The organism is Synechococcus sp. HJ21-Hayes, assembly GCF_024345835.1.
Classification (GTDB): Bacteria; Cyanobacteriota; Cyanobacteriia; order PCC-6307; family Cyanobiaceae; genus Vulcanococcus.
This window is the reverse complement of sequence record NZ_JAGQBW010000002.1, coordinates 184,899-203,981: the sequence shown is the minus strand read 5'-3', so window position 1 is coordinate 203,981 and position 19,083 is coordinate 184,899. Positions and strand designations below refer to the sequence as shown.

At 66.6% G+C, this 19,083-nt stretch carries 19 protein-coding genes; 7 read left to right on the top strand and 12 right to left on the bottom strand.

Annotation, left to right across the window (positions count from 1 at the left end):
• Positions 1-6: 6 nt before the first annotated feature.
• Together KBZ14_RS02965 and rpoD are read right to left on the bottom strand one after the other, a co-directional pair.
• Entirely contained in the window at positions 7-1,092 is a 1,086-nt protein-coding gene (locus KBZ14_RS02965) for a glycosyltransferase family 2 protein (RefSeq protein ID WP_399210386.1), read from the bottom strand.
• Positions 1,093-1,217: 125 nt separating this feature from the next.
• The gene (rpoD, locus tag KBZ14_RS02960) at positions 1,218-2,597 is read right to left on the bottom strand and encodes an RNA polymerase sigma factor RpoD (RefSeq protein ID WP_255116860.1); all 1,380 of its coding nucleotides are present in this window, start codon (positions 2,595-2,597) and stop codon (positions 1,218-1,220) included.
• 626 nt (positions 2,598-3,223) lie between these two features.
• Between rpoD and priA the strand changes: the two genes are divergently transcribed.
• The gene (gene priA / locus KBZ14_RS02955) at positions 3,224-5,464 is read left to right on the top strand and encodes a replication restart helicase PriA (RefSeq protein WP_255116807.1); all 2,241 of its coding nucleotides are present in this window, start codon (positions 3,224-3,226) and stop codon (positions 5,462-5,464) included.
• Here priA and KBZ14_RS02950 read toward each other — a convergent pair.
• From KBZ14_RS02950 to KBZ14_RS02940, 3 genes are read right to left on the bottom strand one after another with little or no spacing between them, the layout of a single operon-like run.
• Positions 5,461-6,573: a DUF3153 domain-containing protein gene (locus tag KBZ14_RS02950; RefSeq protein WP_255116806.1), complete on the bottom strand. Its 1,113-nt coding sequence runs from the start codon at positions 6,571-6,573 to the stop codon at positions 5,461-5,463. The two genes, priA and KBZ14_RS02950, sit on opposite strands and share 4 nt — an antisense overlap.
• 4 nt (positions 6,574-6,577) lie before the next feature.
• A complete protein-coding gene (argB, locus tag KBZ14_RS02945) occupies positions 6,578-7,492 on the bottom strand; it encodes an acetylglutamate kinase (RefSeq protein WP_255116805.1) in 915 nt (304 codons plus the stop codon).
• Positions 7,493-7,544: 52 nt separating this feature from the next.
• The gene (locus KBZ14_RS02940; RefSeq protein WP_255116804.1) at positions 7,545-8,111 is read right to left on the bottom strand and encodes a DUF2854 domain-containing protein; all 567 of its coding nucleotides are present in this window, start codon (positions 8,109-8,111) and stop codon (positions 7,545-7,547) included.
• On the opposite strand from KBZ14_RS02940, the gene KBZ14_RS02935 reads away from it, so the two are divergent.
• Positions 8,110-8,316, top strand: coding sequence for a hypothetical protein (locus KBZ14_RS02935; RefSeq protein ID WP_255116803.1), 207 nt, complete (start codon positions 8,110-8,112; stop codon positions 8,314-8,316). The genes KBZ14_RS02940 and KBZ14_RS02935 overlap by 2 nt on opposite strands.
• A gap of 14 nt (positions 8,317-8,330) precedes the next feature.
• Here KBZ14_RS02935 and KBZ14_RS02930 read toward each other — a convergent pair whose 3' ends face one another.
• The gene (locus KBZ14_RS02930) at positions 8,331-8,825 is read right to left on the bottom strand and encodes a single-stranded DNA-binding protein (RefSeq protein ID WP_255116802.1); all 495 of its coding nucleotides are present in this window, start codon (positions 8,823-8,825) and stop codon (positions 8,331-8,333) included.
• A gap of 32 nt (positions 8,826-8,857) precedes the next feature.
• Between KBZ14_RS02930 and KBZ14_RS02925 the strand changes: the two genes are divergently transcribed.
• A complete protein-coding gene (locus KBZ14_RS02925) occupies positions 8,858-9,682 on the top strand; it encodes a precorrin-6A/cobalt-precorrin-6A reductase (protein WP_255116801.1) in 825 nt (274 codons plus the stop codon).
• Here the strand turns inward: KBZ14_RS02925 and KBZ14_RS02920 are convergent.
• The 4 genes from KBZ14_RS02920 to KBZ14_RS02905 form a co-directional block, all read right to left on the bottom strand.
• The gene (locus tag KBZ14_RS02920) at positions 9,670-10,662 is read right to left on the bottom strand and encodes an adenosine kinase (protein ID WP_255116800.1); all 993 of its coding nucleotides are present in this window, start codon (positions 10,660-10,662) and stop codon (positions 9,670-9,672) included. The two genes, KBZ14_RS02925 and KBZ14_RS02920, sit on opposite strands and share 13 nt — an antisense overlap.
• Before the next feature lie 31 nt (positions 10,663-10,693).
• On the bottom strand, positions 10,694-12,013 hold the full coding sequence (locus tag KBZ14_RS02915; protein WP_255116799.1) for an adenylosuccinate synthase: 1,320 nt from the start codon (positions 12,011-12,013) through the stop codon (positions 10,694-10,696).
• Positions 12,014-12,132: 119 nt separating this feature from the next.
• The gene (gene psb27 / locus KBZ14_RS02910; protein WP_255116798.1) at positions 12,133-12,543 is read right to left on the bottom strand and encodes a photosystem II protein Psb27; all 411 of its coding nucleotides are present in this window, start codon (positions 12,541-12,543) and stop codon (positions 12,133-12,135) included.
• Between the two features lie 61 nt (positions 12,544-12,604).
• Positions 12,605-14,434, bottom strand: coding sequence for a proline--tRNA ligase (locus KBZ14_RS02905; RefSeq protein WP_255116797.1), 1,830 nt, complete (start codon positions 14,432-14,434; stop codon positions 12,605-12,607).
• Positions 14,435-14,621: 187 nt separating this feature from the next.
• Between KBZ14_RS02905 and KBZ14_RS02900 the strand changes: the two genes are divergently transcribed.
• Together KBZ14_RS02900 and KBZ14_RS02895 are read left to right on the top strand one after the other, a co-directional pair.
• A complete protein-coding gene (locus KBZ14_RS02900) occupies positions 14,622-15,113 on the top strand; it encodes a hypothetical protein (RefSeq protein ID WP_399210392.1) in 492 nt (163 codons plus the stop codon).
• Between the two features lie 411 nt (positions 15,114-15,524).
• Positions 15,525-16,052 (top strand): inorganic diphosphatase, encoded by a 528-nt coding sequence (locus KBZ14_RS02895; RefSeq protein WP_255116796.1) that lies wholly within the window; start codon positions 15,525-15,527, stop codon positions 16,050-16,052.
• A 4-nt stretch (positions 16,053-16,056) separates the two neighbouring features.
• Here KBZ14_RS02895 and KBZ14_RS02890 read toward each other — a convergent pair whose 3' ends face one another.
• Entirely contained in the window at positions 16,057-16,755 is a 699-nt protein-coding gene (locus tag KBZ14_RS02890; RefSeq protein ID WP_255116795.1) for a class I SAM-dependent methyltransferase, read from the bottom strand.
• Positions 16,756-16,861: 106 nt separating this feature from the next.
• Here KBZ14_RS02890 and KBZ14_RS02885 point away from each other — a divergent pair, with 106 nt between their 5' ends.
• Together KBZ14_RS02885 and KBZ14_RS02880 are read left to right on the top strand one after the other, a co-directional pair.
• Positions 16,862-17,221: a 2Fe-2S iron-sulfur cluster-binding protein gene (locus KBZ14_RS02885; RefSeq protein ID WP_255116794.1), complete on the top strand. Its 360-nt coding sequence runs from the start codon at positions 16,862-16,864 to the stop codon at positions 17,219-17,221.
• Entirely contained in the window at positions 17,218-17,586 is a 369-nt protein-coding gene (locus tag KBZ14_RS02880) for a Spx/MgsR family RNA polymerase-binding regulatory protein (protein WP_255116793.1), read from the top strand. Before KBZ14_RS02885 ends, KBZ14_RS02880 begins: the two co-directional genes overlap by 4 nt.
• Here KBZ14_RS02880 and KBZ14_RS02875 read toward each other — a convergent pair.
• A complete protein-coding gene (locus KBZ14_RS02875; protein WP_255116792.1) occupies positions 17,566-19,038 on the bottom strand; it encodes a hypothetical protein in 1,473 nt (490 codons plus the stop codon). The two genes, KBZ14_RS02880 and KBZ14_RS02875, sit on opposite strands and share 21 nt — an antisense overlap.
• Between the last annotated feature and the right edge of the window lie 45 nt (positions 19,039-19,083).

Here is a 19,083-nt window from a genome sequence, read left to right as displayed (position 1 = left end):
GCAAAGTTAGGGGGTGTTCCAAACGAATCGGCTGCTGGCGGCATAGTTCCAAACGAACACCACCAGGATCCCGGCCAGTTGTGCCCAGAAGGTGTCCCGGTCCACAAAGCTGTAGTAGGCCGAGGCTAGGCCCACGTTGGCGAGCACCGGCAGCGAAGCCACCAGCAGAAACTTCAGCAGTCCCCGCAGCAATGCCGCACCCGCCAGCCGCTGGAAGCGGAAGGTGAGGGCGTTGTTGATCAGATAGTTGGAGCTGGCAGCCACCACCACCGCCACCGGCAGGGCCTGCTCGAAGCCGAGGCGAATGCCCACCATCAGCACCTGGGTCACCAGCAGTTGCACCGCAACGCCGCTGGCCCCCACCAGACCGAAGCTGATGGCCCGCCGAGGCAGCACTCGAAAGCTGAGGCTGTGCAGGATCGAGATCAGAAAATCCCAGAAGATCGCCAGGTCGAGCTTGGAGGCCCCGTAGCTGCGGGGCTGGAAGCTGAGGGGCACCTCCTGGGTCCGCAGGCGACCCTTGCTCACCGCGAGAAGCTCGTAGAGAAACTTGAAGCCGTTCACATCCACCGCCCTCACCAGCGGCAGACAACGATCCAGCCGCAACGCAAAGAAGCCGCTCATGGTGTCGGTGAGGGCGGCATAGGCCCGGTGCAGGCTGAAGCGGGCCGCTGCGTTGGCCCAGGTGGATCCGGCCTCCCGGCGACCACTGAGCCCGTTGATCTCCGCCTCCTGGTGGAACCGACTACCGATCACCAGGTCGGCGTCGGCGGCGATCAAGGCCTCCAGGGCCTGTATCACCGCTGACGGGGGGTGCTGACCGTCACTGTCCATCACCACCGCCAGATCACCGGTGGCGTCCAACAGGCCCTCCTTAATGGCACTGGCCAACCCGGCGCGACCCACCCGACGGATCAGCCGGATCGCCGGCTGGCGATGCGCCAGCTGACGTACTAGGTCTGCGGTGCCGTCGGGGGAATCATCGTCCACGACGAGGATTTCAAGCGCAAAACGCTGCTGCAGCACCAACAACTGGCTGAGCAGCGGCTCAATGTTGCCCCGCTCGTTGTAAGCGGGTAACACAATAGACACCCTGGGGAGCAAGGAGTCCGCAGGCGGTGGCGAGGAGGTCAACGGCCGGTTCACCCCAGAGGCATCTGCACGATCATTTCATGCATCGCCCGGTCGGCCCGGGGAGCCCCGGGCCGACCGGGCTTTTACTTGATGTACTCCTTGAGCACGCCGTTGCGGTTGGGGTGACGCAGCTTACGCAGGGCCTTGGCCTCGATCTGACGAATGCGCTCCCGGGTGACATCGAAGATCTGCCCGATTTCCTCGAGGGTCTTCATGCGGCCGTCATCCAGGCCGTAGCGCAGGCGCAGCACATCGCGCTCGCGGGGGCTGAGGGTTGCCAACACGCCTTCGAGATCCTCGCGCAGCAGGTTCTTGGCCACATCCTGTTCGGGGTTCTCGATGTCGGCTTCGATGAAGTCGCCGAGGCGGGAATCCTCTTCCTTGCCGATGGGCGTTTCCAGGGAGATCGGTAACTGGGCCGATTTGGCGATGAAGCGCAACTTCTCGATGGTCATTTCCATCGACTCAGCAATCTCCTCTTCGGTGGGCTTGCGGCCAAACTCTTGGCTGAGCACCTTTGTGGTTTTCTTGATGCGGGAGATGGTCTCGTAGAGGTGCACCGGCAGGCGGATGGTGCGCGATTGGTCCGCGATGGCGCGGGTGATCGCCTGACGAATCCACCAGGTGGCATAGGTGGAGAACTTGTAGCCCTTCTCGTGGTCGAATTTCTCGGCTGCGCGAATCAGGCCGAGGCTGCCCTCCTGAATCAGGTCCTGGAAGGACAGGCCCCGGTTCATGTATTTCTTGGCGATCGACACCACCAGGCGCAGGTTCGACTGCACCATCTTTTCCTTGGCGCGGCGACCGAGCATCAGGCGGCGCCGGAACTTGATGACCGGCATGTCCACCAACACCGCCCATTCCTTGGTGTCGGGGTAATGGCCGTGATCAGTCTCAAACTGGGCGGCCAGCTCCTCGAGTTGCAGGAGATCAGCGATTTTGCGCGCCAGCTCGATCTCTTCATCCGGTCGCAGCAGGCGGATGCGGCCGATCTCCTGGAGATACACCCGAATCGAGTCTTCGGTGTACACCCCCTTGGGCCCCACCTTGATACTGGCTAGGGCCTTGGCCGCCTTGTCGTCCTTCTTGTCGGCAGCCTTGGCGTCTGCACCCATGTCGTCGCCCGCCGTGGCCAACAGCTGATCAGCGGCAGCATCAAGATCCGCCGGTGCGGCGACCTTGGTCTTGGGGCTGGCCTTCTTGGCAGTGGTCTTGGCGGCAGCCTTGGTGCCGCTGGTCTTGGCAGCAGCAGTCTTCGTGGAGGCCGCCTTGGTGGTCTTGGCCTTGGCCTTGGTGGGGGTCACCTTGTTGGCGGCCTCACCGGTTGCTGCAGCCTCCGCATCCTTGGCCTTGGCCCGCGTGGCCTTCGGCTTCGCCACCTTGATGGTTTCCCCGGCGGCGTTGGCCACCATCAGGATTTCAGGTGCGGCTTTCTTGGCTTTGGAAGCAGCAGCAGTGCTCATAGGAAGCTCGGGGATGGCGGCGTTAGGGCTAGGGGGGCGTATGCCGGAAATCTCAGGGGGCGCGGCGAAGAACTGGTGCGGAGGCAGCAGCGGACAACCGTGACGTTGAAACAGCAGTGGATGGGGAGCAGCAGACGCGGAGGCGATGGTCAACGATTCAGCGAGAGCAACGTGCGATGGCCGCAGGGCGTGGCCGGACAGGGCCAGGACCCGATGTGACCTGTCCAAGCGGAGGGCACGGACTGGGGGAGTGCAAGTTGAAGGCAAGCCGTAGGGGATAAACCCAACCTGGAACAAGCGTGGTGAAAACGCGGGCCCGTAGGGCCGACCTCTCAGGTGTGGAGTGAACCCGTCGTGGCGAAACCGGGGGCTGAACCGAAACGAGTAGACCGAGTGTGGGCAAGGGCCCAGGCATCGCTGTCAGGGGTGGTCGCAGATCGGGTGCGCAGGACAGGCCTGGCCAACCTCTGATCTTCCCGCTGGACGGAACTTTGCCTGGTTCCGACTACAGCCCTATGGACTGCTCAACAAGCTCATCTTAAGAAACCCCTGTGAGCTTTGCAAGGTTGCAGCCAGCGGAACCGTCCAACCCGCCAACTTCCGAAGAGGCTGCAGCCTGGCTTCAAGTGTGGCTGGAGGCCGGCCGCGAGGGCCAGGTGTTCACCTATGCCAACCCACAGCGGCTGGCTGTGGGCAGCGGCGATCTGGTGCGCCTGCGGCTGCGGGGACGGCGCCACATCGGCCTGGTGGTGGACACTCTGCCTCTGCTGCCGGCTGCCCTTGAGGGCAAGGAACTGGTGGCCATCGAGGGGCTGCACCAGAGCGCCGCGGTGGATCCAGGCTGGCAGGCGCTGATCACGGCCGTGGCTGAGCAGTGCCATACCAGCCGCTTCCGCACCCTCAAGGCTGCTCTGCCGCCAGGTTGGCTGGGCCAGCGCGCGGCACGGGCCTCTCAGCAGCCCCGGCGGCGCATCCGCGTGGAAGCCATACCCGACTGGGACCACAGTCAGCTTGAGCCAGCCAGCCTCACCGATCGCCAGGCCCAGGCCCTGGTGATCCTGCTGGAGCAGGGAGGAACCGCCTGGCTGAGCGAGCTGACACAGCATCCCGGCATCAGCCGGGCCGTGGTGGAGGGCCTGGAGCGGCGCGGCCGGGTACGACGGCGCACCCTCACCGATGCGGAGGTCCAGAGCAGCCCTGGAAGCCGCCTGCCGACTGTGCTGCCCCTGGACAACGCCCGCAGCCTTACCGCCGATCAGGCCCGGGCCCTAGCGGCCATTGCGCAGGCCCCAGCGGGTCAGACCCTGCTGCTCTGGGGCGTCACCGGCGCCGGCAAAACCGAGGTGTACCTGCAGGCCGCCGCCCAGGAGCTCCAGGCGGGCCGCAGCGTGCTGCTGCTCACCCCGGAAATCGGCCTGATCCCCCAACTGCTTGACCGCAGCCGCAGCCGCTTTGGCGACCAGGTGCTCGAGTATCACTCGGGTTGCAGCGAGGGGCAGCGCATCGCCACCTGGCGCCGCTGCCTCAGCGCTGGTGCAGGCCGCCCGCTGGTGGTGGTGGGCACCCGTTCAGCGGTGTTCCTGCCCATGGCCGAGCTGGGCCTGATCGTGCTGGATGAGGAACACGACAGCTCCTACAAGCAGGACAGCCCCATGCCCTGCTATCACGCTCGGGACGTAGCCAGGTTGAGGGCCCAGCGCTGCGGGGCCAAGTTGCTGCTGGGCAGCGCCACGCCCTCATTGGAAACATGGCTGGCCTGCAAGGGGCCCGAGCCCGCCTGTTGGCTGCTGCGGCTGCCCCAGCGCATCGGCAGTCGGCCCCTGCCTCCGGTGAGGCTGGTGGACATGCGCCAGGAACTGGCGGAAGGCCATCGACGCTTGATTAGCCGGCCACTGATGGAGCGGCTCGAAACCCTCAAGGACCGGGGGGAGCAAGCGGTGGTGCTGGTGCCGCGGCGGGGTTACAGCAGCTTTCTGAGCTGCCGCAGCTGCGGCGAGGTGGTGCAGTGCCCCCACTGCGATGTGGCCCTCACGGTGCATCGCCAGAAAGGCGGCCGGGAGTGGCTGCGCTGCCACTGGTGCGACCACCGTGAGCAAATCGCTGAGCGTTGCGGCCACTGCGGCTCCACGGCTTTCAAGCCCTTCGGCGCCGGCACCCAGCGGGTGATGGAGCAGCTCGAGAGCGAGTTGGAGGGCCTGCGCCTGCTGCGATTCGACCGCGACACCACCCGTGGCCGCGACGGCCACAGGCGACTGCTGGAGCAATTTGCCTCTGGCGAAGCCGATGTGTTGGTGGGAACCCAGATGCTGGCCAAGGGAATGGATCTCCCCGACGTGACCTTGGCGGCGGTGCTGGCGGCAGACGGCCTGTTGCATCGCCCTGACCTGCGGGCCGGCGAGCAGAGCCTGCAGCTGCTGCTACAGCTGGCCGGACGGGCAGGCCGGGGGGATCGTCCGGGGGAGGTGCTGGTGCAGACCTACTGCCCGGATCACCCCGTGATCCGCCATTTGGTGGACGGCCGCTACGAAGCCTTCCTGGAGGAGGAACTGCAGCTGCGGCGCTCCGCGGCCCTGGTGCCCTTCAGCCGTGCCTGCCTGCGGCGGCTGGCGGGACCATCTCCCGGTGGAACCGCCACAGCGGCGGCCGCCCTGGCGGAACGCCTGCGACCGGCGGTGCAGGCCGCCAACTGGTTGCTGATCGGTCCGGCGCCGGCACCGGTAGCCCGGGTGGCGGGGCGCAGCCGCTGGCAGCTGCTGCTGCACGGCCCTACCAGCGGCAACCTGCCCCTCCCCCAGGAGGCGGAGTTGAGGGCCGGCCTGCCCAGGGAGGTGAGCCTGGCGATCGACCCCGATCCGCTGGAGCTCTAGGCCGGCAGCTGGGGCAGGCCAAATCCCAGCCTGATGCGCAGTTGCTGGAGCATCAGGGCTAGAGCCAGCAGCAAGGCAATGCCTACGGCCCCCACCCCCAGACGACTCCAGCGCCAGCTGCTGGCCTCCAGCCGATTCAGGGCACCGGGCTGCAACACCCAGCGCAGCCGCCGCTGCCCGGTGGGGCCCTTGGGGGCCACGGCCAGGGGCTCAGCCTGACGCACGGCAGCGGCTCCCATCGGCTCTAGGTTGATGGCCAACTCCAGGCCCGGTAGGGCCTGCACAGGCCGCAGATCAATGGCGAGCTGCAGGGTCTGACGCACCCCCAGCAGCCAGTTGCGCTCCTGCAGTTGCAGCACGGGATCGGGCAACTCCAGGCCTGCCAGGTTGGCGGCGGTGTTCACACTGCGCTTCAGCAAAGCAAGGGCCTGAGGGGCCGGGAGCACCGGCGCCTGCAGGGTCTGCAAGCCCTCGCGCTGCTGAATGTGGAAGGGGCTGTCCCGGAGGCTCCTCCCCAATTGCTGCTGCCAGGGCAGCGGGCGGGAGGTGGCCGAGAGGCTGCTCTGGGAGAGCTGGAGGCGCCCAGGGGCGGGAAAGCGCAGACTGGTTTCAAGCTGGACACAGCCCCCGAGCAGGGCGGTGAGGGCCAGCAGAACCACGGCCACCAGGGCAAAGCCCCAGGGGGCCTGGGTGGGACCGGTGGGGGGTGGCGGCGGCGGCGCCGGCTTGTCCCGTCGCCTGCGGCGGGCCATGGCCTTGAAGTCGCCCTCGAGGGATTGCATCTCCCCGAGGCTGGGCAGGGTCATGGACCATTCCCGGGGGCGCTCCAGGGCCGGTGCTTCGAGCACATCCTGCAACTCCTTGGCCTGGGCCCGGAGGGTGGCGTCACGGCAGGCCCGCAAGCTGCGGCACGTGGCGGCGGCAGCGGCGCTGTCGCCCTGGCCCATCTGGGCCGTGGCCATCAGCAGGCGCAGGGTGCCCCCCAGGCGCGTGGAGGGTCCGTGGGCCTGAGCTAGGGGCTCCAGCAGCTGGAGGCAGCGGCCGTACTCACCGCATTCGAGGGCCCTGCGGGGGCCTTCTAACAGGGTGTCGACCGACGGATCGCTCACGGGTTCAGACGCCGGCAAACCGCGAGCTGCCCACCACCATGGTGCCGATGCCTGCATCGGTGAACACCTCCAGCAGGAGGGCGTGGGGGGTGCGACCATCCACGATGTGGGCTGCGGCCACCCCCTGGGCCAGGGCCCGGATGCAGCACTCGGTCTTGGGGGTCATGCCGCCGGCCACCACCCCGGATTCGATCAGCTCCCGGGCTGCTGAGAGGCTCACCTGCCGAATCAGCGAACTGGGATCCTCGCGGTCCCGCAGGATGCCCGGGGTATCGGTGAGCAGGATCAGTTTTTCAGCCTGTAGGGCAGCGGCCAGTTCCCCTGCCACGGTGTCGGCGTTGATGTTGTGAGCCTGGCCATCGGCATTGGCGGCCACGCTGGAGATCACCGGGATATAGCCGGCATCCAGTAGGGGAAACAGCACCGCCGGATCCACGGCTGCCACATCACCTACCAGCCCGTTGGAGCCATCGCCGTAGGTGCGGGCCTGCACCAGCGCGCCATCGCTGCCACACAGGCCCACGGCCCGCGCCCCGAGACGATTTAGGCCATTCACGATCTGCTTGTTTACGCGCCCAACCAGCACCATTTCCACCACGTCCATGGTGTCGGGCGTGGTGATCCGCAGGCCGTTGCGGAACTCGGGCTCAATGTTGAGCCGGCCGAGCCAGTCGTTGATCTCGGGACCACCGCCGTGCACCACCACCGGCTGCACCCCCACCGAGGCCAGCAGAACCAGATCGCGATACACGGCATCGCGAAGGTCTTCGCGCACCATGGCCGCCCCGCCATATTTCACCACGACTCGGCGGCCAGCAAAGCGCTGGATGTAGGGCAGCGCCTCGCTCAGCACTGAAACCCGCAGGGTGTCGGAAGCGCTGGTGGTACCAGAGGTGGAGATGGCTGGATCGTGACTCAAGGCTGAAAGGGCGGGAAGGCCAGGGCTGGGTGTAAGGAGGGCAGGGGCCGAACTAGGAGGCCGAATCCAGGCTGGCGGCGAGCGGCGCCTGGGGCAACAGCTCCAGCAGCAACTCGCCCCGGCCCGGCTCACTGAGCCGGGCTTGCAGGCCCTTGTCGAAGAAGCGGCCCAGCCGGTCCCGCTTGTCGTGCCAGCGGGAAGCTGGCACCCGCTCACAGCGGAACAGCAGGGCCACCCCGTAGCCGTTTTCGTCCAACTCCCGCACGCTGATCAGCTGGGGTGGGGCGTCCTCGTCCCAGAGCTTGAGGGCCTCCAGGGAACTCTCGAGGTGTGCCTTCTGGCCGTAGCGCCAGCGGGTCACGTCCTTCACCAGCTTGCGGAGGGTCTGGCTGGCGGGGGCGTTGCGCAGGGCTACGGCCCCGGGGGCGGGGGGCAGCAACTCCGCCGGCGGCAACTCAGACGACTTGAGGGCAAGGCCCCCCAGCAGGATCGGAATCCCGTAGAAGATCGTGGGCAGGCTGAGGTTTGGGTTCTCGGTGGCGTAGCCGATCCAGCCGATAACGGAGAGAGCCGCGCCAGCCAGGGTGACTAGGCTGCCGGGGGAAGCGATGGAAAGCATGGCGCCATCTTCGGTGAACGGGGCGCAGGATCGTGATCCGGCCAGCCTGGAAACCTGCGAGCTGCTCGACCAACTCAGTGCCGATCGCCTCTGGCTGCTGCAACAGATCGATGCCGGCCAGTGGCCCGAGCTGCGGCTGGATCTAGCCGCCCTGGAGCGGGAACTGGGACAACTGCTGGATCAGGCCAGCCAGACGCTGACCTGATCACTGGCGTGGGATCAGAAGGGAATCTCGTCGTCCCCGTCCGGGAGGTCGGGGACCAGAGGCGAGGTGTTCCAGGTGGGTGGCTCCGGGGCCGTAACAGCCCGTGCAGCAGGTGCAGGGGCTGAAGCAGCAGCGCGAACCGGTGCCGGAGCAGCGGGCCTGGGCTGGCTCGCTGCTCCAGGCGTTGGGAGGCCTCTGGGGGTGACAGCTCCCAGGGGAGGCAGGCGGGCCAGGGTGAACTCAGCCCGCTTCTCCTTGACCCCGTCTTGGCGGGTCACGGTGTTCATGCGCAACCGCCCCTCCACCACCAGGCGCTGACCCACTTGAACGCGGTTCTGCAGGTCCTGGGCGAGGTTGCCCCAGCCCACCACCTTGAGCTGGCCCGGGGGATCATCGGGGCGGAGGCCATCCATCTGCACGGCCATCTCCGCCACTGGAGTCTGGTTGTCCTGGGTGTAGCGCACCTGGGGCGCCTCCAGCACCTCCACCTCCAGCAAGCAATGGTTCACAGGACCAGGCAACGGCAAGGGGCCACATCCTGATGCACCGCCCGCATTTAGGCCAGGGGGCCAGCGCTGCCCAGCCGGGGCGTATCTGGCTGATCAGCGGCACCGGCGAGGGTCCGTCCCTGGCGGGGGAGCTGCTGCGTCGCGGCTGGCAGCTGCGGGTGAGCGTGGTGGAGGCCAGTGCGGCCCGGGCCTACAGACCGCAACCGGGCCTGGAGCTCTGCCCAGGAGCCCTCGCCGGCCCAGAGGCGATCACCGGGATCCTGGAGGCTCCACCTGGGTTTCGCTGGGTCGTGGATGCCACCCATCCCTTTGCCTGCCTGATCAGCGTGCAGCTGCGCCAGGCCTGCCAGGCGTCCGGTCAACGCCTGCTGCGGCTCGAGCGACCCCGCCTGGACTCCAGCCCGCGATCCCTTCCTGCCAGCCCCGTGCTACTGGACGGGCTGGAGTCGTTGACTCAGCTGGACTTAGGGGGTGACCGCCTGCTTTTGGCCATTGGTTCGCGGCACTTGGCAGGGGCCATGGCCAGGAGCAATGCCGCCGCCCACTACGCCCGCATCCTCGACAACCCCACCAGCTTGCAACTGGCCCTGTCCGCCGGTTTACCGGACGGGCACCTGGCCTGCCTGCGGCCCGGTGATGGCCGGCTGGAGCAGGCCCTGTGCCGCCATTGGCGGATCACTACGGTGTTGTGCCGTGAATCTGGAGGCCGCACGGAGCAGCTCTGGCGCCAGGTGAGCCAGGAGCTGGGGCTGCGGCTGCTGTTGCTGAGGCGACCGGACAGCGAAGCCCCGGGCCTGCCCATGGCCGAGTTGCTCGAGCAGCTCGGCTATCCCGGGGAGGGAGTTCAGCCGAGGTGAGCGGCCACCAGGTCCTTGAGGGAGCCGTGGGAACGGGGGCCAAGCTGGGTCACCACTTGGCCGGCGCAAAGCGAGCCAAGGCGGCCGCAGGCGGCGATGTCCTGGCCCTGGGTGTAGGCATGCAGAAAACCTGCGGCGTAGAGATCGCCGGCACCGGTGGTATCCACCAAGGGGCCGAGCTTGAAGGGCTCAATGGCATGGCTGCCCACGCCGTTCAGGATCAATGAACCCAGCTCACTGCGGGTGAGGGCTGCCAGCTTGCAGCGGCCGCGCACCTGCTCGGCGGCCTCATCAAAGCTGTTGGCCTTGTAGAGCGCTGTGATCTCCATCTCGTTGGCAAACAGAATGTCCACGTGGCCATCCACCAGCTCCAGGAAGCTGTCGCGATGGCGCTCCACGCAGAAGGCATCGGAGAGGCTCAGGGCTACCTCGCCGCCATGGGCCCGGGCCACCTCAGCCGCGGCGATGAAGGCCGCCTTGGCCTCGTCGCTATCCCACAGGTAGCCCTCGAGGTAGAGCACCTTGGCTTGGGCCACCATCTCCAGATCGAGATCGGCCGGATCCAGCCCTACCGAGGCCCCCAGATACGTGCACATGGTGCGCTGGGCATCCGGGGTCACCAGGATCAGGCAGCGGGCCGTAGACGGGCCGGTGGTGGCAGCGGGTGTCTCGAAGCGGGCCCCCACCGAGCGGATGTCGTGGGCAAAGATGCCGCCCAGTTGGTCGTCGCGAACCCGGCCGATGAAGCCGGCCCGCCCGCCCAGCTGGGCGATGCCCGCCAGGGTGTTCGCAGCAGACCCCCCCGAGGTTTCCAGGCCAGGGCCCACGCTGGCGTAGAGGGTTTCGGCCTGGGCGGCATCCACCAGGGCCATGGTGCCCTTGGTGAGCTCGAAGGTATCGAGCAGGTCGTCATCCGCCTGCACCAGCACGTCAACAATGGCGTTGCCGATACCGACAACGTCGAGGCTCTTGGAGGTCATGGGAGTGGAACGGGGAGACCCGGCTCAGGGTTCAGACGCTGAGGAGCGCCCGCTTAGGACCGTGAATCGGATCTTCCACCACGATGGTCTGGTCGCGGTTGGCCCCGAGCGACACGATCGCAATGGGCACTTCCATCAGATCGGCCAGGAAACGCAGGTAGCTCATGGCGGTGGCAGGCAGCTCCTCAAGGGTGCGGCAATCGGCCGTTGAACACTGCCAGCCAGGCAGGGTCTCGAAGATGGGCTGACAGCGGGCGAAGTCCTCAGCGCTGCTGGGGAAATACTCGATGCGGTGGCCATCCAGTTCATAGGCCACGCACACCTGGATCTCATCGAGCTCATCAAGCACATCGAGCTTGGTGATCGCCAGGCAGTCGAGGCCATTCACCTCCACGGCGTAACGGCCGATGACGCCATCGAACCAGCCGCAGCGGCGGCGGCGGCCGGTGGTGGTGCCGTACTCACCGCCCCGGTCGCAGAGGTGGTCGTTGAGGCTGCCTTCGAGTTCGGTGGGAAAGGGGCCCTCGCCTACCCGGGTGGTGTAAGCCTTGGCCACCCCAATCACCCGGTCGATCAGGGTGGGTCCCACGCCGGCACCGATGCAGGCCCCACCGCTGACGGGATTGGAGGAGGTCACGTAGGGATAGGTGCCATGGTCGAGGTCGAGCAGGGTGCCCTGGGCACCCTCGAACAGGATGTTCTTGCGGGCCCTGGCGGCCTGGTGAATGGCCCGGGTGCAGTCCACCACGTGGGGCGCGAGCCGCTGGCCGTAACCCACGTATTCGGCCACCACCGCCTCGAAATCGAGCGGCTCGAGGCCATACAGCTTGGTGAGAATCTCGTTCTTTTCGGCCAGCACCCCGGCCAGGCGATCCCGCAGGCGAGCTTCATCGAGAATGTCGATGATGCGAATGCCATTGCGCTCGGATTTATCGGCGTACGTGGGGCCGATGCCCCGGCCGGTGGTGCCGATGCGCCGGTCGCCGCGGCGCTGCTCCATCGCCTGGTCGAGCAAGCGGTGGTAGGGCATGGTCACGTGGGCCGTGGAGGCCAGCTGCAAGCCCGCCACACCGATGCCGTTCTCGGCCAGCATGTCCAGCTCGCCGAGCATCACCTTCGGGTCCACCACTGTGCCGGAACCGATCAGGCAGACGGTGTCGGGATAGAGGATGCCGGAGGGGATCAGGTGCAGCTTGAGCACCTTGTCGTCCACCACGATGGTGTGACCGGCATTGACCCCGCCCTGATAGCGCACCACCACGTCGGCGGAGCGGCTCAGCAGATCGGTGATCTTGCCCTTCCCCTCGTCACCCCATTGAGCACCGATGACGACAACGTTGGCCAAGGACACAGCGGCCCGTGGCCGCTTCTGAGCACAAACAAAGAGGATCTCAGATCAAGCGTCCTCCCGTCAAAGAATCCAATAAAAAAGCGGCCCAAAGGGCCGCCTTATCCAGTGGTAGCAGGCGATCAGGCACCTCGAACCACACCGGTTTCCGCCTTCTTGAGTTCCTTGCTGAGGCGATCCCGCAGGGCCTCCGGCACAGGGCGGTTGGCATAGTTCGCGTAGTGACCCGCCAGGGAGTTAAGGGCGGTCTGCATGGTGGTGAAGGAGGCCAGCCCATTCACCTTGGGCTGGGCCCTGTAGCGGGACACGTAGGAGTTGATCAGGGCGCGCGCCTGGGTTTCGGCTTCAGGACGCTCGGGATCATCGGCATCCAGGGCGATGGTGGCCAGCAGGGTGTCGGCCACCGTCACGGTGTCCTCCACGTAGTTGCCTGTGAGCGGGCCACTGCTGCCGGAACAGGCCGTGAGAGCCATGGACAGACACAGGCAGACAGCGAAAACGGCTGCCATCAGACGACGCCATCCAGCAGCCATCACGGGTTATGCAAAGTCTGAGGGGATCCTAGGAGTTGCATTGAACCCCGGCTGGCGTTGCCTAAACCGCCGGCAGACCGACGCGCTCCGCCTCGATCGCGCCCACCAGAACCGCCTTGAGCGCATCGCTAGGCAGATCCTGCTTTACACCTCCGGCCCGCTGCACCAGCTCCACCTGGCCATCGGCGGCACCGCGACCCACCACCACCCGCCAGGGGATGCCGAGCAGATCGGCATCCTTGAACTTCACGCCCGCTCGTTCGTCGCGGTCATCGAGCAACACCTCGATGCCGGCAGCCTGCAGGTCGGCATAGAGCCGCTCCCCCAGGGCTTTCTGGTTGGCATCGGCCACGTTCGCCATCACCACGATCGCCTCATAGGGGGCAATGGCGGTGGGCCAACAGATGCCATGGGTATCGTGGTGCTGCTCCACCGCCGACTGGGCCAGGCGGGAAACACCGATGCCGTAGCAGCCCATCCACAGGGCCTCCTCCACGCCGCCCTCATTGGTGAAGGTGGCCTGCAGCGCCTCGGAGTACTTGCGGCCCAGCTGGAAGATGTGGCCGACCTCAATGCCGCGGCTGGCCAAAAGCACCTGATCGGGGTCGTGCTGGCAACGGTCGCCGGGCTGGGCTGCCCGCAGATCCAGGGTCTCGGGGCAGGCACACAGCGAGCCCCAGGTGGCCCCCACCAGGTGGGTATCCACGCGGTTGGCACCACACACAAAGGCCCCTAACTCCGCGGCGGTGGTGTCGGCGAAGCGCAGGAACCGAGGTGGCCAGCTGCGGGCACCCGCCATCAGGTCATCCTCTAGGTGGGGGCCCATGAAGCCGAAGGGCAGGGGATCTAGGCCCTCCTTCGCTGCCGCATCGGCGCTGAGGGGAGCCAGCTCCAGCAGGGCACCGTGTTGCGCTGAACAGCGGGCGGTCACGGCATTGGTGAGCTTCACCTCGTTGAGCTGTTGGTCTCCCCGCAGGCTCACCAAAACAGGCTGCTGGCTGCCGTCCTCGAAGCGGGCCAGCAGCAGCAACACCTTGAGCGTTTGGGTGGGGTCAAAACCATGGGCCGTGCAGAGGGCCTCGATGCTGCTCTGGCTGGGGGTGGCCAGGCTCTCCCCGTGGCCGGCAGCGAGGGCACCACCCGGCAGAGCCACGGCCGCCGGGGCCAGGGACACGGCCCGTTCCTGGTTGGCGGCGTAGGAGCCATCGGCACTGGTGAGGATGAGATCTTCACCGGCATCCGCCGTGACCATGAACTCCTGGCTGGCGGAACCGCCGATGGCGCCACTGTCGGCCTCCACGGCCACCGCCCGGAGGCCACAGCGGCTGAAGATGCGGCGATAGGCCCGATCCATGGCCGCGTAGGTCTCCTTGAGGGAGGCCTCATTGGCATGGAAGGAATAGGCATCCTTCATGATGAATTCCCTGCCCCGCATCAGGCCGAAGCGGGGGCGAATTTCATCCCGGAATTTGGTCTGAATCTGATAGAGATTCACCGGCAGCTGCCGGTAGGAGCGCAGCAGATCGGCCGCCAAGGAGGTGATCACCTCCTCATGGGTGGGTCCGAGGCCCAGCTCGCGGCCCTGGCGATCCTGGAGGTGGAACATGATTCCCTCTCCGGCCGTGTAGCCCGCCCAGCGGCCGCTCCGCTGCCAGAGATCAGCCGGTTGCAGCTGGGGCAGGAGGGTTTCCAGGGCCCCGGTGGCGTTGAGTTCCTCGCGCACGATGGCGGAGATCTTCTGCAGTACCCGCCAGAGCAGGGGCAGATAGGCGTAAATGCCACTGCTGACGCGGCGGATGTAACCGGCCCGCAGCAGCAGCTTGTGGGAGGGAATCTCTGCCTCCGCCGGGTCATCCCGGAGCGTCACCAGCATCAGGCGGGAGACGCGCATGGGATTCACCGGTGGAGTTGAGGCCGGAAGCTATCACCGAGCCGCCAGGCCTCGGCCGTGGAACCGATTGGAGAAGCGACACACGCAGCGCCGAACTTGGGAAGAAATTCCGGTCATGCAACGAAAAGTCTGCTAGCTTCCCTCGCATTCCCAACTGTCGCAAGCCTGTCTCATGCCCGCCCATTCGATGACTGCAGGACTGGGCGCCTCCGGGATCGGCTCGAGCGCGATGGCCCTAGAGGCTGCTCTGGGCGGTGTGGCCGCCGCTGAAGGGGCCGCCAACTCGGCCGAGAGCGCCGAGAATCTGATCGGGATTGACGAGGTGCAGCGATCGCTCAATCGTTCGCGGGCATCGGTGTATCGCTACACCAACACCGATCCCCGCAACCTCAATCCCCCCTTCAACCCCCGCAAGCTCAACCCGGAATATCGCAGCGATCAGAAAGAGCCGCTGATGTTCCATCCCAATGAGGTGGCGCGGTTCGCCCGGGATGTGCTGCGGATCAAGGAGGTCACCGTGGAGGTGCTGAACTCCCCTTCCACGGCCACGCAGCAGCTGCTCGGATCCATCCTCGACGAGCTGAGGGCGATCCGCGAGCTGCTCGGCAGCCAGGGCACCCTGCCCACCAACCTCAGTAGCAAGCGCGGGCAGCACGAACAGGCCAGGCCCGCTGCCTAAAGCTGGCCATGGGTGTCAGAATTGGGGCGGGTGTAGCCCTTCGCTGAGAATCTGAACGGTCTTCAAGACCTGGCGGCGCTCACGAGGCCATCCCCCACCCCCTGCCGTTGTGAACCGCGGGGTCCAGATCCAGAACGGATCGTTGGTGGGTTGTTCCCTTGACCCCGTCCATGGACTCCGACCCCCCTCCGCGATCCAACGCCACAGCTCTCGCCAGCACCAGCTCCTCTCCGAGTGACGAGATCAACGGCGAAGCCAGCGAGGAGCCCTACAGTCCGGGAACGCTGTTGCACACCGGCGCCCCAGTTTTCGGAGCCCTGATCGCGCTGATCACCTTGGTGCTTCCCATCGCCAGCGTGCTCACTGATCGCATCAGCCCTCCGGCCAGGACATCCACCACGAGCTCCCTCGATGGATTTGCGCAGCCTGCAGGCATCGCCGGCGCCAGGAGTGGTGAACCTGGTGGTGGAGATTCCCGCCGGCAGCTCCAATAAATACGAGTACAACGCCAAGGCGGGGGTCATGGCCCTCGACCGGGTGCTTCACTCCTCCGTGCGCTACCCGTTCGACTACGGTTTCGTTCCCAATACGCTCGCCGAGGACGGGGCCCCCCTGGACGCCATGGTGATCATGCAGGAGCCCACCTTCGCGGGTTGCCTGATTGCCGCCAGGCCCATCGGCATCCTCGACATGGTGGACTGCGGAGCCCGTGATGGCAAGCTGCTGTGCGTGCCCGCGGCGGATCCCCGCCAGCGCGCGATCCGCAGCATCCGCCAGATCGCTCCCAACCAGCTTGAAGAGGTGGCCGAGTTCTTCCGCACCTACAAAAGTCTGGAGGGGCGTGTGATCGAGATCACCGGCTGGCTGGATGCGGATGCTGTGCCTGCCCTGCTCGAGCACTGCATCGCCGCGGCCGGCCAGGCCAGCGGCGGGGATTGAGGCCTCAGTTGCGGCGTTGCAGCAGGAACCCCTCGAAGCCCAGGGCCTGAAAGATGCGGGCGGGGTCGCCGAAACCGGCAGCGTTCACCAGGCTGGTGAGACGGGCCAGGCCGATGGGATGCAGACCCTGGGTGAGGGGTGCCAGCTCTGCCTCAGGGGCCTGCAGGCCGCTGGCCCGCTGGAAGCCAAGCCAGGCCGTGCTCACCTGCTGCTCCAGGGAGGGCAATGAGGCCTGCATCAGATCCACCAGCACCAACTGAGCGCCGGGTTGGAGGCTGGCGGCCAGGGCCGAGAGGAACGCCAGCTTGCGGCCGTCATCCGGAAGGGATTGCAACACCAGAACGGAGAGGGCACCGCCGAAACGGGCTGTGCTGGCCTGGTCCTCGGCCAGGGCCTCCACGGTGCTCTGTCGCCAGCTGACATGCCCCTGGCCCTCCAGTCGGTGCTGGGCCTCCGCCAGCATGTCGGCACTGGGATCCAGGGCGGTGAGGTGCCAATCGGGCCGCTGGGCCACCGCCTCCAGTAACTCGCCACCGGTGCCACAGCCGGCCACCAGCACCTCGGAGCCTGGGGCACTGGCCAGGGGCGAGGCCGCCAACAGCGCTACGCCAAGCCGCGCCAGGCTGCTGTATCCGGGGATCAACTGGCGTTGGATCCGGTCGTAGCCCGCTGGATTCACCTGTGGCACTGCAGAGACGCCCATGCTAGGCAGCGAGCTAGGGCTGCAATCCGTTGCAGCCGCCCCCAAAAGTGGGCGGCAGAAGCCGCCAAGCAGGTAAGTTGGTCGGCGCCGTGATCCCCTTCCGACCGTGCCCACCATCCGTTTCGAACAGGAAGGCCAGCAGGTCGGTTGCATTGAAGGGGCGAACCTACGCAAGGCTGCTCTCGATGCCGGGATCAACCCCTACAAGGGCCTGAACAATCTCAACAACTGCGGCGGCGTAGGCCAATGCGGCACCTGTGTCGTTGAAGTGGTGGAAGGGATGCAGAACCTCTCACCTCGCAGCGATGTGGAGCAGGTGTATCTGGCCGATCGCCCCGCCAACTACCGCCTCAGCTGCCGCACCAGCGTGAATGGCGACGTGACCGTGCGCACCCGCCCCCAAGGCGGCGTTGGCAAGGGTTCGAACAGCCTGGTGGGTGCCCTCAAAGCTCTGATCGGCAAGTGAGTCCAGCGCCTCTGCGCCTCTACAGCTACCCGAAGTGCGGCACCTGCCGTAAGGCCCTGCAATGGCTTGACCAGCAGGGTCTTTCTAGTGGTATCGAGCTGTTGGATATCACCAGCACCCCTCCGAGCCTGGAAGACCTGAAGCTGGCCCTGGCGGCGGTGGGGCGCAAGCGCCTGTTCAACACCAGCGGCCAGAGCTACCGAGCTTTGGGATCGGCCACCGTGGCGGCCATGGACGATGGGCAGGCCCTGGCGGCTTTGGCGGCCGATGGCAAGCTGATCAAGCGTCCCTTTGCCCTCACCGGCTCCGGCCAAGTGCTGGTGGGGTTCAAGCCTGAGGAGTGGTCAGCGCTCCTGCTGGGCTGAAACCGGCGCCGGCGAGGTCAGATCGTCGAGCTCGTCCATCAGAGCGTCGATGCCGGCCCGATTCACCTGGGCCAGATAGGTGAGTTTGAGTTCCTGCAGCAGCGTGCACAGCAGTTGCTGGCTGCGCTCCAGTGTGCCGCCCCGCTCCAGAGCCAGGGCCAGTTCCTCCCAGAAGCGATCACCGAAGCGTTGCAGCAGCTCCACCTGGCGGCTGTCGTGCTGGGCCAGGCGATCGGCCGTGCTGCGCGAGAGTTCCATCAGGCTGTCCACCACACCACTGGCCAACTGGCGGCTCAAGGCGGCCGGCATCACAGCGCCACCGGGCAGATCACGCATGCTCTGCTGCAGGGCATGGCCGAGCACTGACTGCAGTTCCGGTGAGAGCCGTGGCGCCACCTGGCCCAGCACCATCGGACCCCACAGGCGCAACAGCTCCACCAGCTCTCGCTCGTCATTGAGGCTGACGCTCTGGTGACTGCGCAGGCTGCGGATCCAGCGGGGCCACTGGGGTGAGCGCAGCAGCGACTGGGTGCCGTCCACCAACTGCAGGGCCAGCACCTCAAACAATTCCAGGGCCAACAGCGACACCACTGCCCGGCTAACGGCGGCCCGCAAAGGCTCCACGTTGATCAGGCCCGCGCCACTGAGGCGCTCCACCACAGGGGCCAGGCGCAACCAGCGCCAGACGGGCAGCAGCAGAGGCAGATCGATCCAGCGCCGCAGCAGGGCATCCCTCCAGCTCAATCCCGGGAAACGGCGCCGCAGCCGCAGAACCCGAAGCAGGATGTCCAGTGCGAAGACGCTCTGAAACAGGGCTAGATCAAAGCGCCAGAAATGATCGGAGGGGCGGCCGTTTTCATCGATGGAGCGCCAGTAGCTGGTGGCCACCAGGGGCAGTACCTGCTGCTGCCAGAAGCGACGCTCTTGCTGCCAGGGGTGACTGGTCAGCCATCGGTCCCCCAGCAGAACCGCCGCCGATTGCTTGGCGGAGTCGAGCCCAGCCCGCTGCCGCAGGCGGTTCTTGATCTTCTCGAGGGTTCCGGCATTGCCGGAACCCAGAAAGGGGTTCTCGTTGATCAGCTGCTCGGTGAGCAGCACTTGGCGGCGGCGCAGGGGTGCCACGCTGGCCACAGATTCACCGGCCTGGAGGGCCTGGTCGAGGCGGCGGAAGCTGGCCAGGTAGGCCTCGGTCTCGCGGTGGGGCTCAATCCCCTTCACGGGGTCGTAGAGGGGCGTGATATCGGGCAGCAGGGTGAGGGGAATCACCAGGGGCACCGAGGGGAGCGGGGTGAGATTGCGCTGCAGCCAGAAGGTGCGCAGGGGCAGGTAGGTGAGGTCAAAGGCCACCCACACCAGGTTCACGCCGGCCCACACCGCCACGAACCGGTCCCAATGGCGCCATCCACTGCCCGCCTGGGCCCTCTGGGAGGCGAACCAGCGGGGTCGAACCATGGAGGGCGCCACAAGCAGCCCTAATCTGCCCCAACTGAACCCAAG

Bases quoted from the DNA above. Each gene is read 5' to 3' on its own strand.
- rpoD (WP_255116860.1), bottom strand. From the start codon at position 2,597: ATGAGCACTGCTGCTGCTTCCAAAGCCAAGAAAGCCGCACCTGAAATC.
- KBZ14_RS02935 (WP_255116803.1), top strand. From the start codon at position 8,110: ATGGCGCCATCTTCGGTGAACGGGGCGCAGGATCGTGATCCGGCCAGC.
- KBZ14_RS02940 (WP_255116804.1), bottom strand. From the start codon at position 8,111: ATGCTTTCCATCGCTTCCCCCGGCAGCCTAGTCACCCTGGCTGGCGCG.
- KBZ14_RS02925 (WP_255116801.1), top strand. From the start codon at position 8,858: ATGCACCGCCCGCATTTAGGCCAGGGGGCCAGCGCTGCCCAGCCGGGG.
- KBZ14_RS02920 (WP_255116800.1), bottom strand. From the start codon at position 10,662: ATGACCTCCAAGAGCCTCGACGTTGTCGGTATCGGCAACGCCATTGTT.
- psb27 (WP_255116798.1), bottom strand. From the start codon at position 12,543: ATGGCTGCTGGATGGCGTCGTCTGATGGCAGCCGTTTTCGCTGTCTGC.
- KBZ14_RS02905 (WP_255116797.1), bottom strand. From the start codon at position 14,434: ATGCGCGTCTCCCGCCTGATGCTGGTGACGCTCCGGGATGACCCGGCG.
- KBZ14_RS02900 (WP_399210392.1), top strand. From the start codon at position 14,622: ATGACTGCAGGACTGGGCGCCTCCGGGATCGGCTCGAGCGCGATGGCC.
- KBZ14_RS02895 (WP_255116796.1), top strand. From the start codon at position 15,525: ATGGATTTGCGCAGCCTGCAGGCATCGCCGGCGCCAGGAGTGGTGAAC.
- KBZ14_RS02890 (WP_255116795.1), bottom strand. From the start codon at position 16,755: ATGGGCGTCTCTGCAGTGCCACAGGTGAATCCAGCGGGCTACGACCGG.
- KBZ14_RS02875 (WP_255116792.1), bottom strand. From the start codon at position 19,038: ATGGTTCGACCCCGCTGGTTCGCCTCCCAGAGGGCCCAGGCGGGCAGT.